This is a genomic window from Nitrincola iocasae (genome assembly GCF_008727795.1).
Lineage (GTDB): Bacteria > Pseudomonadota > Gammaproteobacteria > Pseudomonadales > Balneatricaceae > Nitrincola > Nitrincola iocasae.
Genome location: NZ_CP044222.1, coordinates 1,143,541 through 1,166,728 on the forward strand (window position 1 = coordinate 1,143,541; position 23,188 = coordinate 1,166,728).

Sequence of the window (23,188 nt, forward strand, 5' to 3'; positions counted from 1 at the left end):
CTGAAGGAACACGATACGCTATGCCCCGCTTTCCCAAACACCTGACCGGCGCTGGACCGGTAAATCCCTTTCCTGGCCTCAGTGCGCTGCAGCGACGCCTTGGCCAGGCTATTCCTCATCGTCTTGGTTCCAATGAAGGCCTGGATATGCCGCATAGTGTGTTGCGTGCACATTTTGGTGAGGCGATGGTTTCGCATGTGCGTGCCTATGGAGATGCTGAGGCCTTTGCTCTGCGCCAGGCGCTGAGTGCCGACTTATCTGTGTCGATGGATGTCTTACTAGTTGATGCTGGTGCAGATAGCCTGATTGCTTTAGCGTTACGTGGCTTGGTTGAACCAGGTGATACTGTGGTATGCGCTGGAGGAACTTACCCTACCTTTGCCTACTTTGCCCAAGGGCATGGTTGCCGTTTGATTGAAACTGCCTATCGGGATGAGCCAGAGCGTCTGGTGCCAGATTTGGAGGCCTTGCTGGATGCGGCGAATCAGCATCAAGCGCGTTTGGTGTACCTGGCCAATCCGGATAACCCCAGTGGTCATCTGCATACTGATGCGGCTATTGCTGAGCTCAGGGCGCAATTGCCGGAGGACTGCTGGTTATTGCTGGATGAGGCCTATTATGATTTTCGTGATGATGCCGGCCAGCCTGGTGGCTCGGAAGCCATGGCGGGTGTGGTGCGTCTGCGCACCTTTTCCAAAGCGCACGGCCTGGCTGGATTACGCCTAGGCTATGCCATTGCCGAACCTGAGGTGCTGGATGTATTACTCAAGGTGCGTATTCACTATGCGGTGTCTTCTCTCAGCCTTGCCGCCGCTGAGCTGCTGATGGCGCACCCCGAAGAGGTCAAGACTCATATTGCCGCAGTCAAACAGCGCAGGCAGCAGTTAACCACTTATTTGCGCCAAATCGGTGGGGATGTGCTGCCCAGTCATACCAATTTTGTTGCCCTGCGTTTCCCCAGCGCCGATATCGCATTGCAGCACAACCAGGCACTGCTGCAAGCCGGTATTCTGGTTGCCAGACCCGCTCATCCAGCGCTTGGGCATTTGCTGCGCATTACCGCTGTTGAAGATGCGTTGGTTGAGGGGCGTTTGGCGTTGCTGGAAAACTAATGTGCACACCAATAGGCTAATATTTTAGTCTTTTACATTGAGAATAGCCTAAAAGCCTAGAATAATAGTCTCATGAGTCAGCGTATTTCTATAGTGGGCGAGCAGCTTACCAGTGCCCGCAAGTATTATTACCCTGATGACACCCTGCATAATCAATCTAACTTCACACAAGAGAACAGCAAGCATGTCACTGCAAGGTACCGAGATCCATCGGTGTTATGATGAGTATGGGGTGATTTTGGTACTGGATGATGGCAACAAACGTTACTTGTCGTTTGGTACCGACGATGAGCAAAGTTGTTATCTGAAAAGCCAACCTGCGCAGCCGCAAGCCGATTATATCCGTGCCATGTTGCTGGTGTTGTTGTTTGTCACACCCAGCCGGATTATCAGCATGGGATTGGGGGGGGGGTCGCTAAACACCTGCTTGCACCACCAGTTTTCGGGGCTGAAGCAGGACGTGGTAGAGCTACGCCACCAGGTGATACAAACGGCTTATAAGTACTTTCAGCTACCGCGCAGCAAGCATATAACCCTGCATAATATGGAAGCTAAAACCTTTCTCGATACAGAGCCTACGCGCCCGGCCGATATTATTTTCAGCGATATTTATGACGAAAATGGCGTCGATGCCCAGCAGCATGAACCAGGCTATCTGCATGAGTGCTACGAACGTTTAAAGCCGGACGGCTGGCTGGTGATGAACTGCTGGAAAGAACACCGGGGTGATTCTATTCTGAAAGAGCTGGCCCTGTTGTTTGCCGATATTCGTACCTGCACCACCCAGGATGGCAACTGGATTATCTATGCCTGCAAAACCAAAAATGAACTGATCAACAATCAGCTGAAGCAGTCCGCCAAGCAGCTAAGCCAGCAATTGGGATTTTCTGTAAGCAGTTATTTAAATCGGTTGGGTTAGTGCCTAGCTGACTGATCAATCAGGTTAATCAACGATATATATCACTCATTCTTTAAGTTGTTTCACGCTCGCTTAAATGCCGCTCGGGAAGCATTCGTTTATGCAGAACGCCAAATACTACCAGTTGCTTGTCATGGACTATATAGTAGATAACATGGCTTGAATAAGGAAAGCTCAATACCTCTTTTCCGACATCAGGTCTGCCTTTCCCTAAGGAAGGGGTTGCAGCAATTAAGCGTATCGTCTGACGTAATTCTGAAAGGTATGCTTGAGACTGGGTTTCTCCCCACTGTTGCACCGTGTACTGGCGAATACCGATAATATCGGACTGGGCATCCGGAGTGAGGCGATAAGCTGGCATCAGTCGTATTTGCCCGATTCCAGCTCGTCAAAAAAGGACTCGCCATCGATAAGATTGCCCGCTGCTATATCAGCTTTTGCTTGTGCCATTCTTGCCTGTAATAGCTGTAATTTCAGCTCATCAATACTCTGATAATCTTCAGCGGATATGACAACCGCAACCGGTTTGCCGTTCTTGTTGATCTGAACTGGAGCACGCTGTGCTTTTAATAGCATGTCACCAAAGTGGGTCTTAGCTTCATTAGCTGAAAGAGCATTCATTGCATCACCTTAAGTATCGTTCGATTCAATCATAATAGGCTAATCGAACTATATCCGTCAAAAATTATGGCAATAAGCGCTATTTGCGATCCCTGGCGTAATTATCACCTTTTAGTTGGCACAGGGTTTTGAAGGGATGATGTAAAGCATGTCACACCAAAACGATACCACCACCCCAGTCTGGCACCAAAATGCTGCTGGTAGTAGAGTTGTCACTAACTATAGATATCAGAGGTTCACCCATGCACAAATTACGTATGACGACCGGAATTATTTTAACCAGTTTATTGCTGGTACCTCAGGCACAGGCTGATTGGGGTAAGTTGCTGGATCGCGGCCAGGAGATTCTGGAGCAGCAAACGGCACCGGCTGATGAGCCGTCGGCCACTGAAGCCCAGGCAAACCCGGTACCCGAGGGTGTCAGCTCAGGTCAGCTAGCATCCGGGTTGAAAGAAGCACTGGCTGTGGGCGCCGAAAGGGCGATCGATACCTTGTCGCAGACCAACGGTTATCTTGGCGATAGCCGGGTCAAAATTGAACCACCGGGGATGTTGGGAAGTGCGGTGAGTACCCTGAAGCAGTTTGGTTTTGAGTCGCAGGTTGAAGCCTTTGAGTTGAGCATGAACCGTGCGGCTGAGCAAGCGATCAGTCAGGCGACCCCCGTCGTTGTTGGCGCTGTAGAGTCTATGACCATTGAAGATGCGCAACGCATTTACCAGGGCGGCGATACATCCGCAACGGATTACTTTAAGGGCAAAACCTTTGACGAGTTGAAAGTGCTGCTGCGGCCACAAATCGAACAGTCGATGAGTCAAACTGGTACAACGGCCGCCTGGCAGGCCTTAACCGATTCAGCCACCTCCGCGGTACCCATGCTGGCCAACTATACGCCTGATCTGGCAGATCATGTGACCACCTCCGCGCTGGAAGGGTTGTTTCTGTTGTTGGCTGAAGAGGAGCGACAGATACGTGAAAATCCGCTGGCCCGCAGCACCGATCTGTTGAAGCGGGTGTTTGGGGGGTAGGGTTTTATCCAGTTGATCTTAGGGCTTTAGAGCTTGAGATTTTCAATGCTTGTGAGTGTGTTTTCAGTGCATATAAGGAAGGCTATACACCCTTAGGGCTAAGAGATTGAATCGTTTCAATAACCTGAGCTTCCAACATGGGCAGATCTCTCTCTATAGTCTTCCATACCATGTCCAGATCTACTTTGAAGTACCCATGCGCCAAGGCATTTCGCATGCCGTAAGCAGCCTTCAGAGGGAAGTCGGGATGCTCTGTCGCAAAGTCAGGGAAGTGCCGCTGGATGCTTCCCGCAGCCTCTCCGATGATTTCGAGGTTGCGTATGACTGCATCTTGCTTCTCTTCGTTTGCAAGAAACTCCACATTGTCAAGATCTAGTATATAGCGCTGAATACGTTCAATAGCTTGCTGAATATGCTCCAGATAGTCATTAAGGGCTAACTCATCCCGAGGACTCATACAGCCGTGGCCTCATTGAGCACTTTCGTTTTCCACCGATCAGGCAATGCTTTTGGGGTCAGAACATCAACCTCTATCCCTAAGAGTTCTGTCAGTTCTGAGTGGATAGCACCGATATCAAAAAGCGTTGTTTCCTCGGTGGTGTCTACAAGGATGTCCAAATCACTTATATCCGTATCCTGGCCATGGAGGACAGACCCGAAAATACGGGGATTTTTGGCATGATGCTGTTCTACAATCTGTCGTATGGCTTCACGGTGTTGCTGATATGCAATAGATGGCTTCATACAGTGAACCTTCAGGGGCTGCTTAGATAGATAGACATTGAACCATGAGCTCCCTGGCGTCAATTACGAATTGCATGTTTGTTCCAATATTAAGTCGACTGAAGCAGTTAAATCATTGATCATGAATAACGCCCCATTTTCAGCAATTGCACATAACTGGCACGCTCATACAGCGTCGGATCGTTGCTATGCAGGTGGGAGAGTACCCCCCTGGCTTGTTCCAGCGACTCGTAGGGGCTTTCGTCCAGCCAGTCGCTAATGCCGGTTAATATCTGGCTCAGGGCTGTAGGACCTTGCTGCAGTAACACGCTGCACAGGTGGGTGACATCGGCACCGGCGAGTAGCATTTTCACAGCATCATCGGCGCTGTGAATACCCCCGGTTGCGGCCAGCGTGAGGCGGGTTTTGCCAAACAGGATGCCCAGCCAGCGCATGCTTAGCAGAGCATCTTCTGAGCGGGACAGGTGAATACTGGACTGAACGCGCAAGGTGTCCGGGTCGATATCCGGTTGGTAGAAACGATTGAATAGTGATACACCGTTAATGCCGGTGTCTTCCAATTGTCGAACAAAATGTCCCAGGGCGCTGAAGTAGGGTGAAAGCTTGACCATAATGGGACAAGTCACAACGTCTCGTAAAGCCGAAATCAACTCAATGTAACCCTTTTCCATATCGCTGGCGCTGTGCAGAGGGTCGGCGGCCACGTTATAGATATTCAACTCCAGAGCATCGGCTCCGGCTTCCGTGAGTTGTTTGGCGATGTTAATCCAGCCATCTTGTGATGTGCCGTTAAGACTGGCGATAACCGGAATAGACAGGCGCTGTTTAAGGGCCTGAATCTGCTGCAGGTATTGCTCCAGCGCGTGGGAAGGTTCCGCGTGTAAGGGCAGAAAATGCGTGGCTTCACTGTGGCCTATCTCTCTGGATTCCAGCAGCTGTATCTGTCGCGCATGGTGACTGTCCAGCTCTTCTTCAAACAGTGAGTACATCACCAGGGCACTGGCACCAGCATCTTCGAGACGGCAGCACATAGCGACGTCTCGGCTTAGTGGAGAGGCCGAGGGCACCAGTGGGTTGGCTAAGGTCATGCCCAGGTAATTCGTTTGCAGATCCATGGCTTACTCCTTTTCATCACTGTCGGGCTTGAGCGCAGCCAGTTGGGCGTAGTGTTGATAGTGGCGCTGGGATTCCTGCTGTGAAGCCTGCAGATAGCGTTCGGCATCGGCTTCATGGCTGCGCCAGAGCATGCTGAAGCGGGTTTCGCTACCGGTGAACTCGCGATAGGCCACGGAGGGTGGTTTGCTATCGAGTTGCAGCGGATTATTACCGGCATCCAGGCGTCGTGGATCATAGCGCAACAGCGGCCAGTGACCGCTACGAATGGCCAGGTCCTGCATCTGATGGTTGTGCTTCAGATCATTGCCCCAGGCGATACAGGGGGAGTAGGCGATAATCAGCGAGGGCCCATCGAAAGACTCCGCCTCCAGAAAGGCTTTCAGGGTTTGCAGATCCTTGGCACCGTAGGCGACCTGAGCGACATAGACGTTTTCATAGCTCATGGCGATCATGGCAAGGTCTTTTTTCGCTGTGGCTTTGCCACCAGCGGAGAACTTGGCCACAGCACCGCGCGGTGTTGCTTTGGAGGTCTGACCACCGGTGTTGGAATAGACTTCGGTATCCAGCACCAGAATATTGACGTTCTCGCCGGATGCTAGCACATGGTCCAGACCGCCAAAGCCGATATCGTAGGCCCAGCCATCGCCACCGATAATCCACACGCTCTTTTTAACCAGCTGGTCGGCCAGGGTTTCAAGTTCACGCGCAAGCGGGGAGGTGGATTTGCTAAGCTGTTGCCTGAGCTGCAACACGCGCTGGCGCTGTTCGTAGATGCCAGCTTCATCACTTTGATCGGCCTGTAGCAGTGCATCCACCAGCGAGCTATCCAGCTCCGCCCTGGGTTGTTGCAATAGTTGCTGCAATAGCTGTTGGGCATAGCGGGTTTGATGATCCACCGCCAGGCGCATCCCCAGACCAAATTCTGCATTATCTTCAAACAGCGAGTTATTCCAGGTAGGACCGCGACCTTCGGCGTTTTTACACCAGGGGGTGGTGGGCAGATTGCCACCATAGATGGACGAGCAGCCGGTGGCGTTGGCAATCAGCATACGATCCCCGAACAACTGGCTGGCCAGACGCAGGTAAGGCGTTTCACCACAGCCAGCACAGGCACCGGAAAACTCGAACAAAGGCTGGGTTAACATGGCTTCTTTAATCACCCCGGTACGCAGTTTAGTGCGGTCGTACTCAGGTAATTCTAGAAAGTAGGCCCAGTTGCGCTGCTCCTGTTGCAGCAATGGCCTGGTCAGCGGTTGCAGGTTCAGGGCGCGACGACCGGGTTGGCTTTTGTCTTTGATAGGACAGATATCGACACACAGTCCGCAGCCAGTACAGTCTTCCGGCGCGACCTGATAACTGATGTGATAGTCCGGTGGAAACTCTTTACCCTTAACCGGAGTATGCAGAAAACTCTCTGGAGCCGTCTGCTCAACCTCTTTTGGATCAAAAATTTTGCTGCGAATAGCACTGTGCGGACACACCAGGGGGCACTTGCCGCAATGAATGCATAGCTCGGTATCCCAAACCGGGATCTCCAGGGCGATATTGCGTTTCTCCCACTGGGCTGTCGCGGTCGGCCAGGTACCATCGTCGGGTAGCTGACTGACGGGAATACGATCACCTTCACCGGCAATCAGTCGCGCGGTGATCCGTCGGACAAAATCCGGTGCGCTATCGGGTATTTTTTGGAGGGCTTCGGCTGTTTGACTGACTTTATCCGGAACCGGGACGCGGTGCAGGTGAGCGGGCGCCAGATCGATGGCCTGGCAATTGATTTCGGTAATCTTCCCGCCTTTACTGCCATAGGTTTCTTCCACTGCGGTTTTCATTGCCTGCAAGGCGGTTTCACGTGGCAGTAACTCGGTGATGGTGAAGAAACAGCTTTGCATAATGGTGTTGATGCGTCGCCCCATCTGCAGTTGTTCTGCCAGGGCGTAGGCATCAATCATATAGAAACTCAGCTGCTTGTCGATCAGATCCTGCTGAATAGCCAGAGGCAAACTGTCCCAGACCTGATCCGGTGGTGTTGAGGTATTCAGCAGAAACACACCGTTGGGCGCTGCTGCATTCAACAGATCTGGGCGTTGCAGGAAAATGCTCTGGTGACAGGCGACGAATGCGGCTTCATTATCCTGAATCAGATAGGCTGAACGGATAGGCTCTGGGCTGAAGCGCAGGTGGGAGATAGTCATGGCACCGGATTTTTTCGAGTCATAGACAAAATAGCCCTGCACCTGCAGGTCGGTCTGTTCACCTATAATTTTGATCGCATTTTTGTTGGCGCTCACGGTGCCGTCGGCACCCAGTCCATAAAACAACGCACTGGTAGCCGCCTGGCTTGCCTGGGTGCGGAACTGACTGTCCCATTCGAGTGAGGTATGGCTCAGGTCATCGTCTATACCGATGGTAAAGCCCTGCTTAAGCTGGGGTGCTTTCAGCATCTCAAAGATGGCTTTGACCATCCCGGGGGTAAACTCTTTGGACGATAAGCCATAGCGACCGCCACAGATTTTTGGCAAATGCGTGAAGGGAGCGGTACCTTGGCTTACCGCTTGCGCGATCAGTGTGACCAGATCTTTATACAGCGGCTCACCGTCGCTGCCTGGCTCCTTGCAGCGATCCAGTACGGCGATGGATTGGATGGAGGCGGGGAGACACGCTAGTAATTTTTGTGGATCCATTGGGCGGTAGAGGCGTACAGCCAGCACCGCTGTTTTTTCACCGGTGGCATTCAGATGATCCACCGTTTCCTGCAGCGTTTGTACCGCTGATCCCATCAGCACAATCAACTGCTTGGCATCGGCCGCACCATAGTATTCATAGGGTTGGTAATGACGCCCGGTAAGCTTTCCAAACGCTTGCATCACTTCGGTTAAATGCTGACTGAACTGCTGATAGTAAGGGTTAACCGATTCGCGCGCCTGAAAATACACATCCGGGTTTTGTGAGGTACCGCGTATCACCGGATGATCCGGACTCATGGCACGGGCCCGGTGGTTGTGAATACAGCGTTCATCCAACAGGGCGCGAATCTGTTCATCGCTGAGGGTATCGATTTTGACGATTTCGTGTGAGGTCCGAAAACCATCAAAAAAATGCAGCACCGGCAGGCGACTTTTGAGTGATACCGCCTGAGATATCAGTGCCATATCCTGCACTTCCTGCACAGAATTCGATGCTAGCAGTGCAAAGCCGGTGCCACGAGTGGCCATCACATCGCTATGATCACAAAAGATAGACAGGGCCTGCGCCGCGAGGGAACGTGCGGCAATATGAAACACCGTGGGGGTGAGTTCCCCGGCAATTTTGTACATATTCGGCAGCATCAGCAGCAAGCCTTGCGATGCGGTAAACGTAGTACAGAGTGAACCGGCTTGCAGGGCACCATGAATCGCACCGGCTGCGCCTGCTTCGCTTTGCATCTCGACAATTTTGGGAATACTGCCCCAGAGGTTGGTCTGACCTTCCGCCGACAGGGCATCGGCGACTTCACCCATCACCGAGGCGGGCGTAATGGGGTAGATGGCAATCACTTCATTGGTGGCATGTGCAATCCGCGCTGCTGCTTCATTACCATCCAGGGTCAGTTGTTTCGGGCTCATTGTAAGCTCCTGTCAATAAAGCCTTTTTGTACCTTTAAAGCTAGTCTTAAATGGGGTGATTATCCAGGGGTTAATCACACTATACTTGATCTATAACAATGTGGCTTGGGCTAATGGGACCGGGCCTGTCTGACGCGCCGTAAACCCATCCCTGGGGGCTCCAGTGCGCCATCCTTGGCGCACAGGGTCAGCCAAACCCGGTCCCATCAGCCCTCTATATATTGGGTGCCAGCATAAAGTTTAAAAAACAACATTTTCGGGCGGTATATACCATTACCAAGCAGTTGTTTTTTTAAGCTGGCACAGGGCTTTGAGCGGGGTGGTGGTATCGCTTTGGAGTGACCGTCTGCCGCCAGGACGGCGGCAGTGGAGCGGTCATGGACGACGAAAAGCGTGTCACTCTAAAGTGATACTAGTACCCCAGTGTGGCACCCTTAATGAGGTAACTAGTGTTTTGTTTTCCAGAACCAATGCGTTACTGCAAAAGCTGGTGGGTGACGCCGATGCTTTATGAGGTTTTTTCCAGATCTCTTGGATCTGGAACACCTCGGCGGGATTTCAGATTCATGCGGTAGAGATCCAGCAGGGCGCTGGAGGTGAGTACCAGCAGAATCAGGCCACCACCGAGGAAGGCCATGGTCGTTGGCAGTTCACCGACCCACCACCACACCAACAGAGTGCCGAGCAGGGTTTCCAGAATCAGCATCAGGCTGACTTCGGCCCCGGTAATGTAGCGCGGACCGCTTTGAATCAGGTAGTAGGCGGCGGGTAGAAAGATCAGCCCGAGCAGCAGAATGCGTTTCATGTCGTCCCAGGGGGGCATGGCCACGCCGCCCATGAGGATGGCGGGAATTAACATGGCAATACCGGCAAAAGGCAGGAGTACGGTGGTATCTATACCTTTTTGTGCGCTGGCAACGGTGGTGTTGATCGCCATGGAGATGGGCAGGATGGCGGCGATCAACAGGCCCATGGGGTTACCGGCTTCCATTTCGCCCGATAGCATCATGATGGCACCGGCAATGCACAAGAGGATAACGATCCAGGTTTGCAGCCGCAGTTTCTGGTGGAAGAAGAATAATCCCAGCAGTCCGGCAATCAGTGGCGCCATGTTCTGGATGACCAGCACGTTCCCGGCGGCAGTGAGCCGGTTGGCGCCGACAAACACCCAGGAACTGGTGGCTATGGCAAGGGGGCAGATCCACAGCGCACTGCCACAGCGTGTAATTGCGGCGGGTAGCTGGGTTTTATAGCGCCAGAAGGCCAGCAGGGTCAGTACACAGATCATTAGCAACGCACGCCAGAACACGAACACGGGTATGTCTACCTGAGTGTCTTTAACAATCAAGGCATCCGGAGAGAGCATGACAACCCCGGCTCCGGTGATCAGATAACCTTTAAGCCGCAGTGGTAAGCGGTTGAACATGGTGTTAAATCCCATTGTTATTTTTGTAGGAGCCCGGTCTGTGGGAGCTCGGTTGTAGGAGCTCGGTCTGTGGGAGCTCGGTCCCCGAGCGAAAAAAACATCGCCCGCAGAGCGGGCTCCTACAAGTGAGCTCCTACAAAAATTGTGTTGAAAGTCGGGCTTCGAGTTCTATGTTGAAGGCTTCAGCCGCCTGCATGTGTTCCAGCATCAGTTGGCGGACCTGCTGGGTATCACGCTGGTGGAATGCCTTCACCAGTGCATGGTGGTACTGGAGGTTGGATTTTGAAAACTCGATCTGCTCCGGCAGTTGTACTTTCTTGTATATCACAAGATCCTTGAGCAGATCATTCAGAAAACGACCCATAAAGCCTAAAATCGGATTACCGCAACGATCGGCCAGCAGGATGTGGAAGTCCAGTTCGGACATACGTTGGTCCAGGCGTTGCTGGATATCTGTGGGTGCTGTGGCACAAAGGTCGGTGAGGCGTTGCAGTTCTTCCAGGTCGGTATCGGAGAGTTTATCGGTTGCCAGGACGGCAATTTCTGGTTCTATCAGTTTGCGCAGACCGTAGATATCCGGACCACTAGTGTGCTGGAAGTGCAGGAAGTTACGCAGCATTTGCGAGGCATGCCCATAGGGGACTTCGGCCAGTATGGCACCACCGTTAGGGCCGGTACGTACGGTGATCAGCCCCTGAACTTCGAGTGATTTCAACGCTTCCCGCACGGTTCCCTTGGAGCACTCGAACAGTTCAGTGAGGGCCTTTTCATTCGGCAGGCGGTCGCCCGGCTGGATGTCTTGGGTGACCACCCAGCGTTTGACCGCCTCGACGATTTGATCAGCGCGCTTCATGCGCTTTGGAAACTCAGCGGCTGTCAGTGCCTTGCTCATCAACATCTCTTCTGTCAGTGATAGCTTATCCTGATTTGGTGAGGCTGGCAGCAGTGGCACGATGTTCCTGTGTGTAGTTGAACAACAGCAGCAGGATGACAAGTACGGCGCTGATTGCCTGGACCATTATAATCGGGAAGAAAAGCGCAATGGTACAACTTATCAGGATCAGGCGCATCCAGTGTTTTATCCAGGTGAACAGGAAGCCTTCGATAGCCGCGGCAAAGGCAACCAAGGCGATGATGATCACAGCACCTTTCCAGATCAGCATCGGCCAGGTACCTCCCATGATGATTTCCGGATTAAATACCATGTACAGTGGTATCAGATACAGGCCTTTGGCAAATTTCCACGACTGTACACTGGTTTCCATGGTCTTGCTTCCAGCTATAGCGGCGGCGGCAAATGCCGCCAGTGCCACCGGCGGGGTAACATTGGAGTCTTGGGAGTACCAGAACACCAGCAGATGTGCGACCAGTAATGGAATACCAAACTCATTGGTCAGCGCCGGGCCTACCAATACAATCAGGACAATGTAGCTGGCTGTGACCGGAAGACCCAGACCCAGAATCAAACTGGCGATGATGACTAACAACAGTGCCAGCAGAATATTGCCGCCCGAGAACGCGATCATCATGGAGGAGAACTTGAGCCCCAAACCGGTCAGTCCCACGACTGCAACAACGATCCCGGCCACGGCACAGGCGACACTGACGGCAACGGCGTTGCGAGCCCCCAGTTCAAGGCCCAGCAGCATTTTGTGGCCACCGGATTTGGCCGTTTGCAACAGTTCCTGAGACAGGTTGTTGTTCTGCTGGCCGCGTTTAAAGGCGAGGTATAAGCCATTAATACCCGCAATCACAATGATACCCATCACCGCATAGAAGCCTACGCGCATGGGTGAAATGCCGGTCACCAGCAGGTACACCAGCATGATCAGGGGAAGCAGAAAGAACCAGCCGCGATTCATCACTTCGCGCAGCACCGGCAATTCACTTTTTGCCATACCGTGCATACCCTGTTTGATGGCAATAATATGCACAAACAGATAGACAGTGGAAAAGTAGAGTAGCGCTGGGAATACGCTGACTTTGACGATATCAACGTAAGGGACGCGGGTGTATTCCGCGATCAGGAAGGCTCCGGCCCCCATCAGTGGTGGCATAATCTGACCACCGGTACTGGCAGCGGCCTCGATGCCCCCGGCCTGCGCAGGCTTGTAGCCCAGTCGCTTCATCAGTGGGATAGTGAAGGCCCCGGTAGTGACTACGTTGGCAATTGAGCTGCCGGAGATGGAGCCCATGCTGGCTGATGCCAGTACCGCAGCTTTCGCCGGTCCGCCGCGCTGACGGCCTGTACCGGCAAAGGCCAGATCAATAAAGAACTTACCGGCACCGGTGACTTCCAGAAACGCACCAAATAGCACAAAAATAAATACAAATGTGGCGGCAACCCCAAGTGGGAGGCCGAAGATGCCTTCCTGTCCCAGATACAGCTGACCAGCAATACGGTCCAATGTGTAACCGCGGTGGTTAAGGATGCCGGGCAGCCACTCACCTAACCAGGGCAGATCGCCACGTGCGCCAGACAGGGCATAGAGAATGGCGACAATACCTATTATTGTCAGGCCAAAGCCTACTGCACGGCGGCTAGCTTCCAGCACAACTACGGTGGTTATACAGGCGACGACTATATCCGTTTGGGTCCAGAAACCAGCTCGGTTGATAATTTCATCCAGATAAAAGACCAGATAAAAACCTGAGTAAGCCGCAGCAGCAAAGAAGGCGATATCGATCAGCCAGAGGAAAGGGCCGCGATGGCTTTTACTCAGAGGAGGAAAAATCAAAAAGGTCAGCATCAGTACCAGCGCAAGGTGAATACCGCGCTGGTAGAAAAGCCCGAGTGGCTGTATGCCCGAGCTATACAGCTGAAACAAGGAAAGGCCAATCGCAATGAAAGTGATCAGCCAAAGTACCGGACGCGGCCCGGAATCTTTGGGGAAACTGATGGTATCCAGTGAAGGTACCGCGCTTTTGCTATCCGTCATGCATGTCACTCCGGCCGGATGTCTGGCTGTTATTGTTATAAATTGTTAATTGTCGGGTTGTGTATCTGTGATCAGGCGGATCTGCAGGCGTTGTCCTGCGGCCATCTGGCTCAGATTTAAGCGCTGATCGGCACTGACCAGTGTATGGCCTACAGTTTTCGCTCCGGCACGCAACCAGAAACGATTCTCAGCAACCGGTTCATTTATGTCTTTAATCAGGTAGCCACCTTCTGGGTGACTGGTCATCGTGCCGCGACCTTCAAAGTGTCCCAACCCTGCCGCAAAGTCTGGCTGCCAGGAGTGGTCTAACAACATTTGTTGGTTTTCAGTGCGATAGCAGTCCTGAACGGCGATTCCTGTTACTGAATGCTTCCAGTGCATACACCAGTTGCCTTGCTGTATTGGGAAGCGAGCCAGTAGCTGTTGCTCACTATTGCTGATCTCCAGTGCATAGTCAGTGGGTTGTTCTGCTGCTGCCGGAATAACCAGCAGCAGCGCCAGGGAAAGCAGGATTAACTGACCCTGAGACATGACTTACCCTTACTCGCGCAGACGATCAGGGATTTCAGCACCAATTTCTTCATAGTAGCGCAGTGCACCTGGGTGCATAGGAATCGGCGTAGAGCCCATGCTGAACTCGACAGTCGTGTCGTTAGCCGCTGGGTGAATCGCACGCAGTTCGTCTACTTTTTCAAATAACACCTTGGTGATCTGGTAGGCGAGCTCTTCCGGCATGGCGGCATTGACCGTCAGTACGTTAGGAATACCAACTGTGTTGGCTGGTGCATCCATACCTTCGTACAGGTTAGCAGCCAACTGATAAGGTGCGAACACGGCTTCCGCGCCCATGGCATTCTTAACTTCTTCTTCAGTCAGAGAAAGTAGCTGAATATCACGGCTATTAGCCAGACTGAGGATAGAGCTGGTCGGTGGGCCAACACTCCAGAAACCGGCATCAATGTCGTTATCGCGCAGCGCATCGGCAGTTTCGTTGAAGTTCAGACGTTGTACGGTAAAGTCATCATAGCTGACGCCATTGGATTCCAGTACAGCACGAGCGTTTACTTCGGTACCACTACCTGGCGCACCAACAGAAACGCGCTTGCCTTTCAGGTCTGCCAGCGAGTTGATGCCTGAACCCTGCAGCGTTACTATCTGAACGGCGTTAGGATATAACGATGCGATGGCGCGGACATCCTCAACCTGACGGCCTTCAAAGGCACCAGTACCGTGATAGGCTTGATAAACTGTGTCAGCCAGCGCAATAGCCAGATCAGAGTCTTCACGGTGGATCAGACCCATGTTTTCGACCGAGGCACCGGTGACTTCAGCGACGGCTGAGTGACCTTCGATGTGTTGACCGATCATCTCAGCCAGACCACCGCCAATAGGGTAATACACACCACCGGTACCACCGGTAGCAATAGAGAGGTTTTGTTGGGCTTGTACAGCAGGAACTGTCAGGGTTGCAGACAGTAGTAATGCTAGGCCAATGCGGCGCATAGTGCTTCTCCTTGATTATTTTTATAAAACTCACCCACATCATCACAATGTGATTTTGATGTTCACAGGTAGATAGAGTGTAGAGTGCGTTTTTGGAAATTGCCTAATCTTTATTATGTTTGTTTAGGTTTACAGCTCTGTGAAATGCAGGAAGCGTGCCAGGTAAGCCTGTATCTTCTAGATCAGGGCTTGAGAGGATAGTAACTACAATATCTGCGATTAAAAGACTGTTTATGAGCCAAATATTGCCTATGAATGCGTGTGCTTCGGCTTGATTATGCCTAAGTGTAGTGTGTATACCCTGTTATCAAATGCAGTCTTCCCAAGGCGAATTCAGCACAGAGTCATTGAACACGGCATAAATTTTGTCTTGTACCGAGTCGATATCGAATAATCGTTCAACCTGGTATTGACGGCAAACCTCATCGGCAATTTTGGTGGGTGCGGCAAACACTCCCAATCCGTGAGAGCCAAAAATTTTGATTAATGCACTGTCATCAATTTCTGCGCTAATGCGCATATGCACATTGCGTTTTGCCAACCAGGCAATCAGGCGTTCAAAATAGACGGCATTACGTGCATTGGCGAGCAGGGTTGTGCTTTGCAAGCTGTCAGGTAAGCCAGCTTCTCTAAGGTGACTTGCGAGCTGTGCTGACGCAAATAAACTTAAACCCGAACTCAGAACTTCCTTTATTTTGAACGCGGATATATCGTCTATTACTCTGGGTCGATCTGTAATCAGCAGATCGAAACGATGTGCTTTCAGTTCGCTAAGTTGCTGTTCGGTTTCTCCGGTTTTACAAATGAGGTGTACCGTCGGTGATTTTTCCAGTAACGGAGAGATGAGGTTGTAGGCGATCAACTTATGAATAGAGGAGGAGATGCCTACCCGTAACAAGTGGCGTTCCTGGAATTGATCTGTATTTACAAAAAGTGACAGTTCATCAGCAATGGAAAACATTGCGTCGGTATAATCAAATATTTGTTGCCCAAAAGGGGTCAGGTGCAGTTTGCGGCCTTCTCGCTTAAAGAGCAGATGGCCTAATTCAGATTCAAGCTGCGAAAGTTGGCCGCTGAGGGTTTGCGGCGTGAGCTGCAAGGTTTCGCTGGCCGCAACGATTGAGCCGTCCCTGGCGATGGTTCTGAAATAATGCAAATGTTTGTAATTGAGTTTTATGTTCATTGCTACAATTAAGCCACTACTCCTAAGCCACTGCCTGTAGATGTGTAGGTTCTGTTCTCACTACGCTCTCCGGCACTTTGAATACATGCATAGCTTTGTGCTCGAAGGGGTTGTAAGCTGAGCTGATGTATTCGTAGACCAAGGGCACGGGCTGGCCATTGCCCACTACCTTCAGAAAGCAGGCTTCTACCGGAAGGTCTGCCCTAAGAGGTTCTTCAATCCACACTTCTATCGACTGACTGATTAGACTGAACTCAGTTTTTACCACTCTAAAGCCCTCGTGTAATAACAGCTCATTGACGGGTTTGCTGGCATCTAAAGTCACTTGTCTGATTGTTTTCATGACACACCTCCAGTACGTATTGACAGTTAAATTTATAGCACTGGAGTTGAATCGATAAAACAGATTTATTGATAAATATTGATCGGTTTATTCGATGTTATTTGGATTGAATGTGTCCTTGTTCCGTAATTGCGGGTGGAGTTTTCACTTGTCACCTGGATGCTTTGATTCCAGCATGCTTTTAACCGCGAATACAGAGCTGAAAATGACCAGGGCAATAGCAAGACCAAAATACAGTGTTTCCAGCGTGCCTCCGATTTCTACCGCTTGCTCAAGGAACAAAATAACCAGAATCACCATCGAGACTTGAATCATGGTGACCTTAAGATCATGAAAGTCATTGATTTTTAAAGCAGTAAATAATCCTGAACCAATGCTGGCTGTTGTAGAGATAAACAACCTATATAGACCTAAGGCCATTATTTGAAAGGTAACTGCAATTAACAGTGTGTCCAGAACTTTGAGCAGATTGACCGCTAAACGTTTGCCGTTATCAGCACTTGAGGGTATTTTTACTATCCATTCCATCACAATGCTGTAGATCACATGGATACTGGTTATGTAGAGCAAAATAGACGATAAGGCGCAAACTAACACGATAACCAAAACCAGAAATCGACTTTTATTTAGCAGCTTTTCCATGCAAGGCTTCCTCGTCAGGGATTTTCATTTTTGATATTCATCAGCGTATCACGCTGAAGACCCAAGCGTAGCATTTTTTGATTCAGGGTACGGCGGGGGAGTTGCAGCTCATCCATAACCTTTTGAATATTACCCTGCTGACGAATAAGTGACTCACGAATCAGCTTGCGTTCATAGTCTTCGAGGTGAGCAGCAAGGCTCATAGGCGTATCTGAAGACTGTTGTTCTGTGGCCTGGTTTTCCAGTCCCAGCGCATAGCGTGTGGCCTTGTTACGTAGTTCGCGGACATTGCCTCGCCAGGGGTTGTGCAGCAGTGTCTGGGTGTAAGCTGCATCGGGGGCTTCTATTTCAAGATCATGCACTTCAGCGGCTTGATGGGTAAAGTGTTTGAACAGCATGAGGATATCTTCCTGACGTTCTCGCAGAGGAGGAATATGCAGTTCGGCTACGGCCAGCCGGTAGTAGAGATCTTCGCGGAATTGACCCTGTTCAGACAGTTGTAGCAGGTCGATTTTAGTGGCTGAGATGATAATCAGATCCAGGTCGATGAGTTGGTTGCTACCGATGCGTTCAATCTGCTGTTCCTGAATGGCTCGCAATAATTTGATTTGCACCGGTAGCGGCATGGATTCGATTTCATCCAGGAACAGGGTGCCACCACTGGCTAATTCCAGTTTGCCTTCGCGTGATTCCAGTGCGCCGGTAAACGCGCCTTTGCGGTGGCCGAATAGCTCTGACTCCACCAGTTCATGCGTCAGCGCGCCGCAGTTAATCGCGACAAAGGGTTTGTGTGCACGCGGGCTGCATTCATGCAGGGAAAGCGCCACCGCTTCCTTACCGGCCCCGGTTTCACCATGAATCAGAATATTGGCTTGTACCTTGCTGAGGCGTTGAACCTGTTGGCGCAGGGTGATCATCGCCTGACTGTTACCCAGTAAACGCTTATTGACCGGGTCATGCATGGCCGCACGCAGGCGGTTGTTTTCAAGCTGCAGGGAACGGGTAATCAGGGCTTTGCGGATAATGTCTTCAAGCCGTTCGGGATCAAAGGGCTTTTCCAGAAAATCCCAGACACCGTTACGCATCGCTTCAACTGCCATGGGAATATCGCCATGGCCGGTGATCAGAATAGTCGGGAGTCCAGGTACTTTAGCGTGTACCTGGGCCATGAGATCGGTGCCGCTGATACCTGGCATACGGATATCAGACACCAAAACGCCCGGAAAATCGGCATGGATGACGTCTTGCGCCGCTAGAGGGTTGTCGAGGGTGGTCACCTGAATATCAGACAATTCCAGCCATTGCCGAGTCGCTTCGAGTACGGCGGGATCATCATCTACCAGGAGTACTTGGTTACATTCAATATGCGTCATGCAGCGGTTGCCTTGTGTTCATAGAGTGGGAGCCAGACTTCAAAGCGTGCACCGCCTTTAGCATGACATTCAGCCCGGATGCTGCCGCCCAGGTCTTGCACTAGCCCGTAGCAGATAAACAGCCCAAGCCCCATGCCCTGGCCGACATTTTTGGTAGAGTAAAAGGGCTCGAACAGGTGCTTGATCTGTTCAGGCGCAAAACCGGGACCATTATCCTCTACCTGCAACTGCCAGCCACCATTGGTTTCACTCAGGTGAATGCTGACGTGCGGATCGGGGGTTGAGGATACTGCATCCAGAGCGTTACTGAGCAGATTAACCAGTACCTGTTCGATACGGGCATCATCGCCACGAATCAGAGCCTGAGGCGGGTAGTCGGCTTGAATAGAGACTTGTTGTTGGTTGATGCGATGTTCCAGCATTTCCAGCACAAAATCGATGCGTGCAGACCAGTCAACCGGTTGGGGTTGTGCTGGCGCCTGGCGCACAAACACTTTCAGTTGTGAAGTGATATCGCTCATGCGGCTGGTCAGTGTCATGATTTTATCCAGGGCAGTATCCACCTGTTCATAGAGGGCTCGCGTCAGTAGTTTGCGACCTGATGCCGCATAGGTACGTACGGCGGTGAGTGGTTGATTCAGCTCATGAGATAGCCCTGCGGCCATGATGCCCAATGCGGCGAGTTTTTCTGATTGTACTAATTCCCGTTGGATGCGCTGCAGTTCAGAGGTGCGTTTCTCCAGTTCGGCAGTGCGATCAATAACCTGATCTTCCAGGCTGTCATTCAGGGCACGCAGCCGCTGTTCGGCTTTGAGTGCAGCCTGTGCTCTTCGACTTCGTTCGCGCATCCACAGCACGCCAGTGATGCAAAGAATATACAGAATCAGTACCAGGCCCGCGGTCAGAAAGGCGAACTGATAAAGAGGGGATACGGGCACCAGGTAATGAATTGTCCAGCCGGGGCGGGAGAGTTCCAGGGTTTTATTTAAATAGCCAGCCGTTTTTCCGTCGGCCTCCGGCATGACCTGAAAATAGTTACTGCGTTTTATCCCCAGCGGCTTGAGTTCGATAGAATCAAATTGACGATTACGGCGGATATCATCCAACTGGTTGTCTGAAAGCGCATCAATATAGCGGTATTTCCACTGTGGTTGGCTGGAAAGGACGATAATGTTGTTGGTATCAGAGACAAAGACTTTCTCGGCCGCCAACTGCCAGTCTGCCTGCAACGGTTCCAGATCCACCTTGACTACGGCAACACCCTGATGCTCTCCACTTTGACTACTGGCACGCTCAGATAGAAAATAACCAGGTAGCCCAGTGGTGGTGCCGATGGCAAAAAATTCGCCATGACCTGAGCGAATGGCATCAGTGAAGTAAGGGCGGAAACGGTAATTATTGCCAATAAAACTTTCGGCTTCCTGGTAGTTACTCGATGCCAGTGTCTGCCCCTGTGCATCCATCAGGTAGATTTCATCGGCGAGTGAGGTGCTGCGGGTACGTGCCAGGAACGCGTTGATATTATCGGCCAGCGGCGAATCAGGCTTGTCTAAAAGCCGCTTTACATCAGGAGTTTGTGTAATCATCCAGGGCAGGTAGTCATACTTGTTGATCGCGCCTTCGAAGCTGCTGGCATAGAGGTTGAGGCGTTCATCCGCTTGTTGCAGTGCCTGCTCCCTGGCATGACTGAACCCCAGCCAGGCGGTCAGCACCAGTAAAAATGGCAGCAGCAGAAAACCCACCAGCCAAATGCGGCGCATCTCCCAAACGGATCTGTCTGATTTTTGCATATCCCGCCCTGAAATGTTTACAACCTGCCATAATACAGGTCGTTGATACAAAGATAAGTGAATCTTATCACAGCCGTAAACCCGAGCGCACACCCCCGATTTTACTGGCTTTGGGTGGTTTTTAGTCAGAATTAGAGGGCGCTGTGACAGGGACGTAAAATAGAATTACTTGATTTCTCCTATTTATTATAATAAATATAAGAAATGGCTTGGCCACATTACAATTATCGCGGAGGCGCAAACAATGATTTCGTTCCAGTGGGATGACCCGTTTTTTTTCGAGCAGCAGTTAACCGATGATGAGCGCCAGATTCAGGACGCCGCGCGCGCCTATTGTCAGGAGAAGCTACAGCCGCGTGTGCTGAGTGCGGCGCGTGAAGAGCGTTTTGATAAAGAAATAATGAATGAAATGGGCGAGATGGGACTGTTAGGCCCAACCGTTGCTGAAGTTTATGGTGGCGCGGGTGTGAACAGCGTGTCTTATGGTCTGATTGCGCGTGAGGTTGAGCGGGTGGATTCAGGCTATCGTTCAGCAATGAGTGTGCAGTCTTCACTAGTGATGCATCCAATCGAAGCCTACGGCAGTGAAGAGCAGAAGCAGAAATACCTGCCGAAACTGGCAACCGCTGAACTGATTGGCTGTTTTGGTCTGACTGAGCCGGATCATGGTTCCGATCCGGGTTCGATGATTACTCGTGCGCGTAAAGTCGATGGCGGTTATCTGCTCAGCGGCCAGAAAATGTGGATCACCAACAGTCCGATTGCCGATATCGCCGTGGTTTGGGCCAAATCGGATGCCCATGATGGCAAGATTAAAGGCTTTATCGTTGAGCGCGGCACTGAAGGGTTCAGCACGCCGAAAATCAGCGGTAAGTTGTCTCTGCGAGCCTCTATCACCGGCGAAATCGTCCTGGATAACGCTTTTGTCCCTGAAGAAAATCTGCTGCCCGGCGCTACGGGTCTGTCGGGTCCGTTCGGCTGTTTGAATAAAGCCCGCTTTGGTATCGCCTGGGGCGTATTAGGTGCGGCGGAGTTCTGCTGGCACGCAGCACGCCAATACACCCTGGATCGTAAGCAGTTTGGTCGCCCGTTGGCGGCTACGCAGCTGATTCAGATGAAGCTGACCAATATGCAAACTGAAATCACCTTAGGTCTGCAGGCGGTATTGCAGGTCGGTCGTCTGATGGATGAGGGTAACTGGGCGCCGGAAATGATCTCTATGGTCAAGCGTAACAACTGCGGTAAAGCGCTGGATATCGCCCGCGTTGCCCGTGACATGCATGGCGGTAACGGGGTGTCTGATGAGTACGGCGTGATGCGCCATATGGTGAACCTGGAGTCGGTGAATACCTATGAAGGTACTCACGATGTGCACGGTCTGATTTTGGGACGCGCACAAACCGGTATCCAGGCGTTTTTCTGATCACCAACCTATTGAGGTGACAAATATGCCGGCACAACCCTTACAGGGTGTCAGAGTACTGGATCTGTCCCGTATTCTGGCCGGCCCCTGGTGCAGCCAGCAGTTGGCTGATCTCGGGGCTGAAGTGATCAAAATCGAGCGTCCTGGCGAGGGTGATGATACACGTCGCTGGGGGCCGCCCTGGTTGGATAAGTCGCATGAAGCCGCTTATTATCTGGGTGCAAACCGTGGTAAGCAGTCGGTGACCATCGATATGGCCAGTACCGACGGTCAGGCCTTGCTGCATCAACTGGTGCAATCCTGTGATGTGGTACTGGAGAACTTCAAGGTGGGAGGTCTGAAAAAGTACCACCTGGATTATGCTTCGCTAAAAGTCATCAAGCCTGATCTGATCTATTGTTCCATTACCGGCTTTGGCCAGGACGGGCCTTACGCACAGCGTGCCGGTTATGACTTTATGATTCAGGGGATGGGTGGCTTGATGAGCCTCACCGGTCAGCCTGATTCTGAAGTGGGTGGTGGCCCGGTTAAGGTCGGTGTGGCGTTTGCTGATATCTTTACCGGTATGTATGCTGCCAACGCCATTATGGCAGCCTTGCTGCAGCGTCAGCGTACCGGTGAGGGCACCTATATTGATCTGGCACTGCTGGATGTGCAGGTAGGTGTACTGGCGAATCAGGCACTTAATTACCTGACCTCAGGCGATGTGCCGCAGCGGTTAGGTAATGCGCATCCGAACATCGTGCCGTATCAGTCCTTTGCGACCGCTGATGGGCATATTATTCTGGCGGTGGGGAATGATGGACAGTTTCGGCGCTTTTGTGAAACGGCAGGCTGTGCAGCCTTAGCCGATGATCCACGCTTTGCCAGCAATGCCTTGCGCGTGCAGCATCGGAATGAATTAATCCCGTTGTTGCTTGAACCTATGCGTGGCAAAACCACTGATGAGTGGCTGGTGTCACTGGAGCAGGTGGGTGTGCCTTGTGGGCCGATAAATACCCTCGACCGTGTGTTTGACGATCCTCAGGTGAAACACCGTGGTTTGAAGATCACCCGTTCACATCCTGAAGATGGCGAAGTCAGTCTGGTCAGCAACCCCATTCGTTTTAACGGCGAAGCACTCAATGCCCCCACCGCACCGCCAATGCTTGGAGAACACACAGAGGCTATTTTGAGTCGTCACCTGGGGCTTGATGCCCAGGCGTTGGCAGATCTCAAAGCCAAGGGTGTTATTTGATTTCGCGACAGTGTAGGAGCCCGCTCTGCGGGCGATTTGGTGGGGTTCTTTTGTAGGAGCCCGGTCTCCGGGCGAACTCTACAGGGTCATGTATTTGTAGGAGCCCGGTCCCCGGGCGAATTCAGGGTCATGCTTTTGTAGGAGCCCGGTCTCCGGGCGAATTCGCTCGCGGAGCGAGCTCCTACAAGTG

General features: G+C 51.8%; 21 protein-coding genes. 5 read left to right on the forward strand and 16 right to left on the reverse strand.

The features are described 5' to 3' along the window. Positions 1–20 precede the first annotated feature (20 nt). Together F5I99_RS05290 and F5I99_RS05295 are read left to right on the forward strand one after the other, a co-directional pair. The gene (locus F5I99_RS05290) at positions 21–1,112 is read left to right on the forward strand and encodes a pyridoxal phosphate-dependent aminotransferase (RefSeq protein WP_151053986.1); all 1,092 of its coding nucleotides are present in this window, start codon (positions 21–23) and stop codon (positions 1,110–1,112) included. A 184-nt stretch (positions 1,113–1,296) separates the two neighbouring features. Beyond that, positions 1,297–2,031, forward strand: a complete 735-nt coding sequence (locus F5I99_RS05295; protein WP_151053987.1) for a spermidine synthase — start codon at positions 1,297–1,299, stop codon at positions 2,029–2,031. A gap of 52 nt (positions 2,032–2,083) precedes the next feature. Here F5I99_RS05295 and F5I99_RS05300 read toward each other — a convergent pair whose 3' ends face one another. Further along, a complete protein-coding gene (locus F5I99_RS05300) occupies positions 2,084–2,392 on the reverse strand; it encodes a type II toxin-antitoxin system RelE/ParE family toxin (protein WP_151053988.1) in 309 nt (102 codons plus the stop codon). Next, complete coding sequence (locus F5I99_RS05305; protein WP_151053989.1) at positions 2,392–2,652, reverse strand: type II toxin-antitoxin system Phd/YefM family antitoxin; 261 nt, start codon at positions 2,650–2,652, stop codon at positions 2,392–2,394. The genes F5I99_RS05300 and F5I99_RS05305 overlap by 1 nt, the downstream gene beginning before the upstream one ends. Positions 2,653–2,894: 242 nt before the next feature. Between F5I99_RS05305 and F5I99_RS05310 the strand changes: the two genes are divergently transcribed. Next, on the forward strand, positions 2,895–3,677 hold the full coding sequence (locus F5I99_RS05310; protein WP_191905957.1) for a DUF4197 domain-containing protein: 783 nt from the start codon (positions 2,895–2,897) through the stop codon (positions 3,675–3,677). An 82-nt stretch (positions 3,678–3,759) separates the two neighbouring features. On the opposite strand, the gene F5I99_RS05315 is transcribed toward F5I99_RS05310, so the two are convergent. The 14 genes from F5I99_RS05315 to F5I99_RS05380 form a co-directional block, all read right to left on the reverse strand. After that, entirely contained in the window at positions 3,760–4,134 is a 375-nt protein-coding gene (locus tag F5I99_RS05315; protein ID WP_151053991.1) for a HepT-like ribonuclease domain-containing protein, read from the reverse strand. Continuing rightward, entirely contained in the window at positions 4,131–4,421 is a 291-nt protein-coding gene (locus tag F5I99_RS05320) for a nucleotidyltransferase family protein (protein WP_151053992.1), read from the reverse strand. Before F5I99_RS05320 ends, F5I99_RS05315 begins: the two co-directional genes overlap by 4 nt. Positions 4,422–4,540: 119 nt before the next feature. Continuing rightward, entirely contained in the window at positions 4,541–5,536 is a 996-nt protein-coding gene (locus tag F5I99_RS05325; RefSeq protein WP_151053993.1) for a dihydroorotate dehydrogenase-like protein, read from the reverse strand. Positions 5,537–5,539: 3 nt separating this feature from the next. Further along, positions 5,540–9,139, reverse strand: a complete 3,600-nt coding sequence (gene nifJ, locus F5I99_RS05330; protein WP_151053994.1) for a pyruvate:ferredoxin (flavodoxin) oxidoreductase — start codon at positions 9,137–9,139, stop codon at positions 5,540–5,542. Positions 9,140–9,647: 508 nt separating this feature from the next. After that, positions 9,648–10,565 carry a DMT family transporter gene (locus F5I99_RS05335; protein WP_151053995.1) on the reverse strand — a complete coding sequence of 306 codons (918 nt, stop codon included), beginning with the start codon at positions 10,563–10,565 and terminating at the stop codon, positions 9,648–9,650. A gap of 133 nt (positions 10,566–10,698) precedes the next feature. Further along, positions 10,699–11,517, reverse strand: a complete 819-nt coding sequence (locus F5I99_RS05340; RefSeq protein WP_225307566.1) for a FadR/GntR family transcriptional regulator — start codon at positions 11,515–11,517, stop codon at positions 10,699–10,701. Further along, positions 11,483–13,504 carry a TRAP transporter permease gene (locus tag F5I99_RS05345; RefSeq protein WP_151053996.1) on the reverse strand — a complete coding sequence of 674 codons (2,022 nt, stop codon included), beginning with the start codon at positions 13,502–13,504 and terminating at the stop codon, positions 11,483–11,485. Before F5I99_RS05345 ends, F5I99_RS05340 begins: the two co-directional genes overlap by 35 nt. A gap of 45 nt (positions 13,505–13,549) precedes the next feature. Continuing rightward, positions 13,550–14,035: a DUF1850 domain-containing protein gene (locus tag F5I99_RS05350; RefSeq protein ID WP_151053997.1), complete on the reverse strand. Its 486-nt coding sequence runs from the start codon at positions 14,033–14,035 to the stop codon at positions 13,550–13,552. A gap of 9 nt (positions 14,036–14,044) precedes the next feature. Next, entirely contained in the window at positions 14,045–15,007 is a 963-nt protein-coding gene (locus tag F5I99_RS05355; protein ID WP_151053998.1) for a TAXI family TRAP transporter solute-binding subunit, read from the reverse strand. A gap of 307 nt (positions 15,008–15,314) precedes the next feature. Further along, positions 15,315–16,190, reverse strand: a complete 876-nt coding sequence (locus F5I99_RS05360) for a LysR substrate-binding domain-containing protein (RefSeq protein ID WP_151053999.1) — start codon at positions 16,188–16,190, stop codon at positions 15,315–15,317. A 22-nt stretch (positions 16,191–16,212) separates the two neighbouring features. Then, positions 16,213–16,533: a DUF7352 domain-containing protein gene (locus F5I99_RS05365; protein ID WP_151054000.1), complete on the reverse strand. Its 321-nt coding sequence runs from the start codon at positions 16,531–16,533 to the stop codon at positions 16,213–16,215. Positions 16,534–16,677: 144 nt separating this feature from the next. Continuing rightward, positions 16,678–17,175, reverse strand: coding sequence for a YqhA family protein (locus tag F5I99_RS05370; protein ID WP_151054001.1), 498 nt, complete (start codon positions 17,173–17,175; stop codon positions 16,678–16,680). Between the two features lie 14 nt (positions 17,176–17,189). Then, on the reverse strand, positions 17,190–18,548 hold the full coding sequence (locus tag F5I99_RS05375) for a sigma-54-dependent transcriptional regulator (protein ID WP_151054002.1): 1,359 nt from the start codon (positions 18,546–18,548) through the stop codon (positions 17,190–17,192). Then, on the reverse strand, positions 18,545–20,338 hold the full coding sequence (locus tag F5I99_RS05380; RefSeq protein ID WP_151054003.1) for a sensor histidine kinase: 1,794 nt from the start codon (positions 20,336–20,338) through the stop codon (positions 18,545–18,547). The genes F5I99_RS05375 and F5I99_RS05380 overlap by 4 nt, the downstream gene beginning before the upstream one ends. 244 nt (positions 20,339–20,582) lie before the next feature. Here F5I99_RS05380 and F5I99_RS05385 point away from each other — a divergent pair, with 244 nt between their 5' ends. Further along, positions 20,583–21,761, forward strand: a complete 1,179-nt coding sequence (locus F5I99_RS05385; protein WP_151054004.1) for an acyl-CoA dehydrogenase — start codon at positions 20,583–20,585, stop codon at positions 21,759–21,761. 25 nt (positions 21,762–21,786) lie between these two features. Beyond that, complete coding sequence (locus F5I99_RS05390; protein ID WP_151054005.1) at positions 21,787–22,998, forward strand: CaiB/BaiF CoA transferase family protein; 1,212 nt, start codon at positions 21,787–21,789, stop codon at positions 22,996–22,998. Positions 22,999–23,188: the final 190 nt, after the last annotated feature.

Bases quoted from the DNA above. Each gene is read 5' to 3' on its own strand.
- F5I99_RS05365 (WP_151054000.1), bottom strand. From the start codon at position 16,533: ATGAAAACAATCAGACAAGTGACTTTAGATGCCAGCAAACCCGTCAAT.
- F5I99_RS05315 (WP_151053991.1), bottom strand. From the start codon at position 4,134: ATGAGTCCTCGGGATGAGTTAGCCCTTAATGACTATCTGGAGCATATT.
- F5I99_RS05295 (WP_151053987.1), top strand. From the start codon at position 1,297: ATGTCACTGCAAGGTACCGAGATCCATCGGTGTTATGATGAGTATGGG.
- nifJ (WP_151053994.1), bottom strand. From the start codon at position 9,139: ATGAGCCCGAAACAACTGACCCTGGATGGTAATGAAGCAGCAGCGCGG.
- F5I99_RS05300 (WP_151053988.1), bottom strand. From the start codon at position 2,392: ATGCCAGCTTATCGCCTCACTCCGGATGCCCAGTCCGATATTATCGGT.
- F5I99_RS05385 (WP_151054004.1), top strand. From the start codon at position 20,583: ATGATTTCGTTCCAGTGGGATGACCCGTTTTTTTTCGAGCAGCAGTTA.
- F5I99_RS05360 (WP_151053999.1), bottom strand. From the start codon at position 16,190: ATGAACATAAAACTCAATTACAAACATTTGCATTATTTCAGAACCATC.
- F5I99_RS05345 (WP_151053996.1), bottom strand. From the start codon at position 13,504: ATGACGGATAGCAAAAGCGCGGTACCTTCACTGGATACCATCAGTTTC.
- F5I99_RS05350 (WP_151053997.1), bottom strand. From the start codon at position 14,035: ATGTCTCAGGGTCAGTTAATCCTGCTTTCCCTGGCGCTGCTGCTGGTT.
- F5I99_RS05370 (WP_151054001.1), bottom strand. From the start codon at position 17,175: ATGGAAAAGCTGCTAAATAAAAGTCGATTTCTGGTTTTGGTTATCGTG.
- F5I99_RS05310 (WP_191905957.1), top strand. From the start codon at position 2,895: ATGCACAAATTACGTATGACGACCGGAATTATTTTAACCAGTTTATTG.
- F5I99_RS05320 (WP_151053992.1), bottom strand. From the start codon at position 4,421: ATGAAGCCATCTATTGCATATCAGCAACACCGTGAAGCCATACGACAG.
- F5I99_RS05290 (WP_151053986.1), top strand. From the start codon at position 21: ATGCCCCGCTTTCCCAAACACCTGACCGGCGCTGGACCGGTAAATCCC.
- F5I99_RS05325 (WP_151053993.1), bottom strand. From the start codon at position 5,536: ATGGATCTGCAAACGAATTACCTGGGCATGACCTTAGCCAACCCACTG.
- F5I99_RS05390 (WP_151054005.1), top strand. From the start codon at position 21,787: ATGCCGGCACAACCCTTACAGGGTGTCAGAGTACTGGATCTGTCCCGT.
- F5I99_RS05380 (WP_151054003.1), bottom strand. From the start codon at position 20,338: ATGCAAAAATCAGACAGATCCGTTTGGGAGATGCGCCGCATTTGGCTG.
- F5I99_RS05335 (WP_151053995.1), bottom strand. From the start codon at position 10,565: ATGTTCAACCGCTTACCACTGCGGCTTAAAGGTTATCTGATCACCGGA.
- F5I99_RS05375 (WP_151054002.1), bottom strand. From the start codon at position 18,548: ATGACGCATATTGAATGTAACCAAGTACTCCTGGTAGATGATGATCCC.
- F5I99_RS05355 (WP_151053998.1), bottom strand. From the start codon at position 15,007: ATGCGCCGCATTGGCCTAGCATTACTACTGTCTGCAACCCTGACAGTT.
- F5I99_RS05305 (WP_151053989.1), bottom strand. From the start codon at position 2,652: ATGAATGCTCTTTCAGCTAATGAAGCTAAGACCCACTTTGGTGACATG.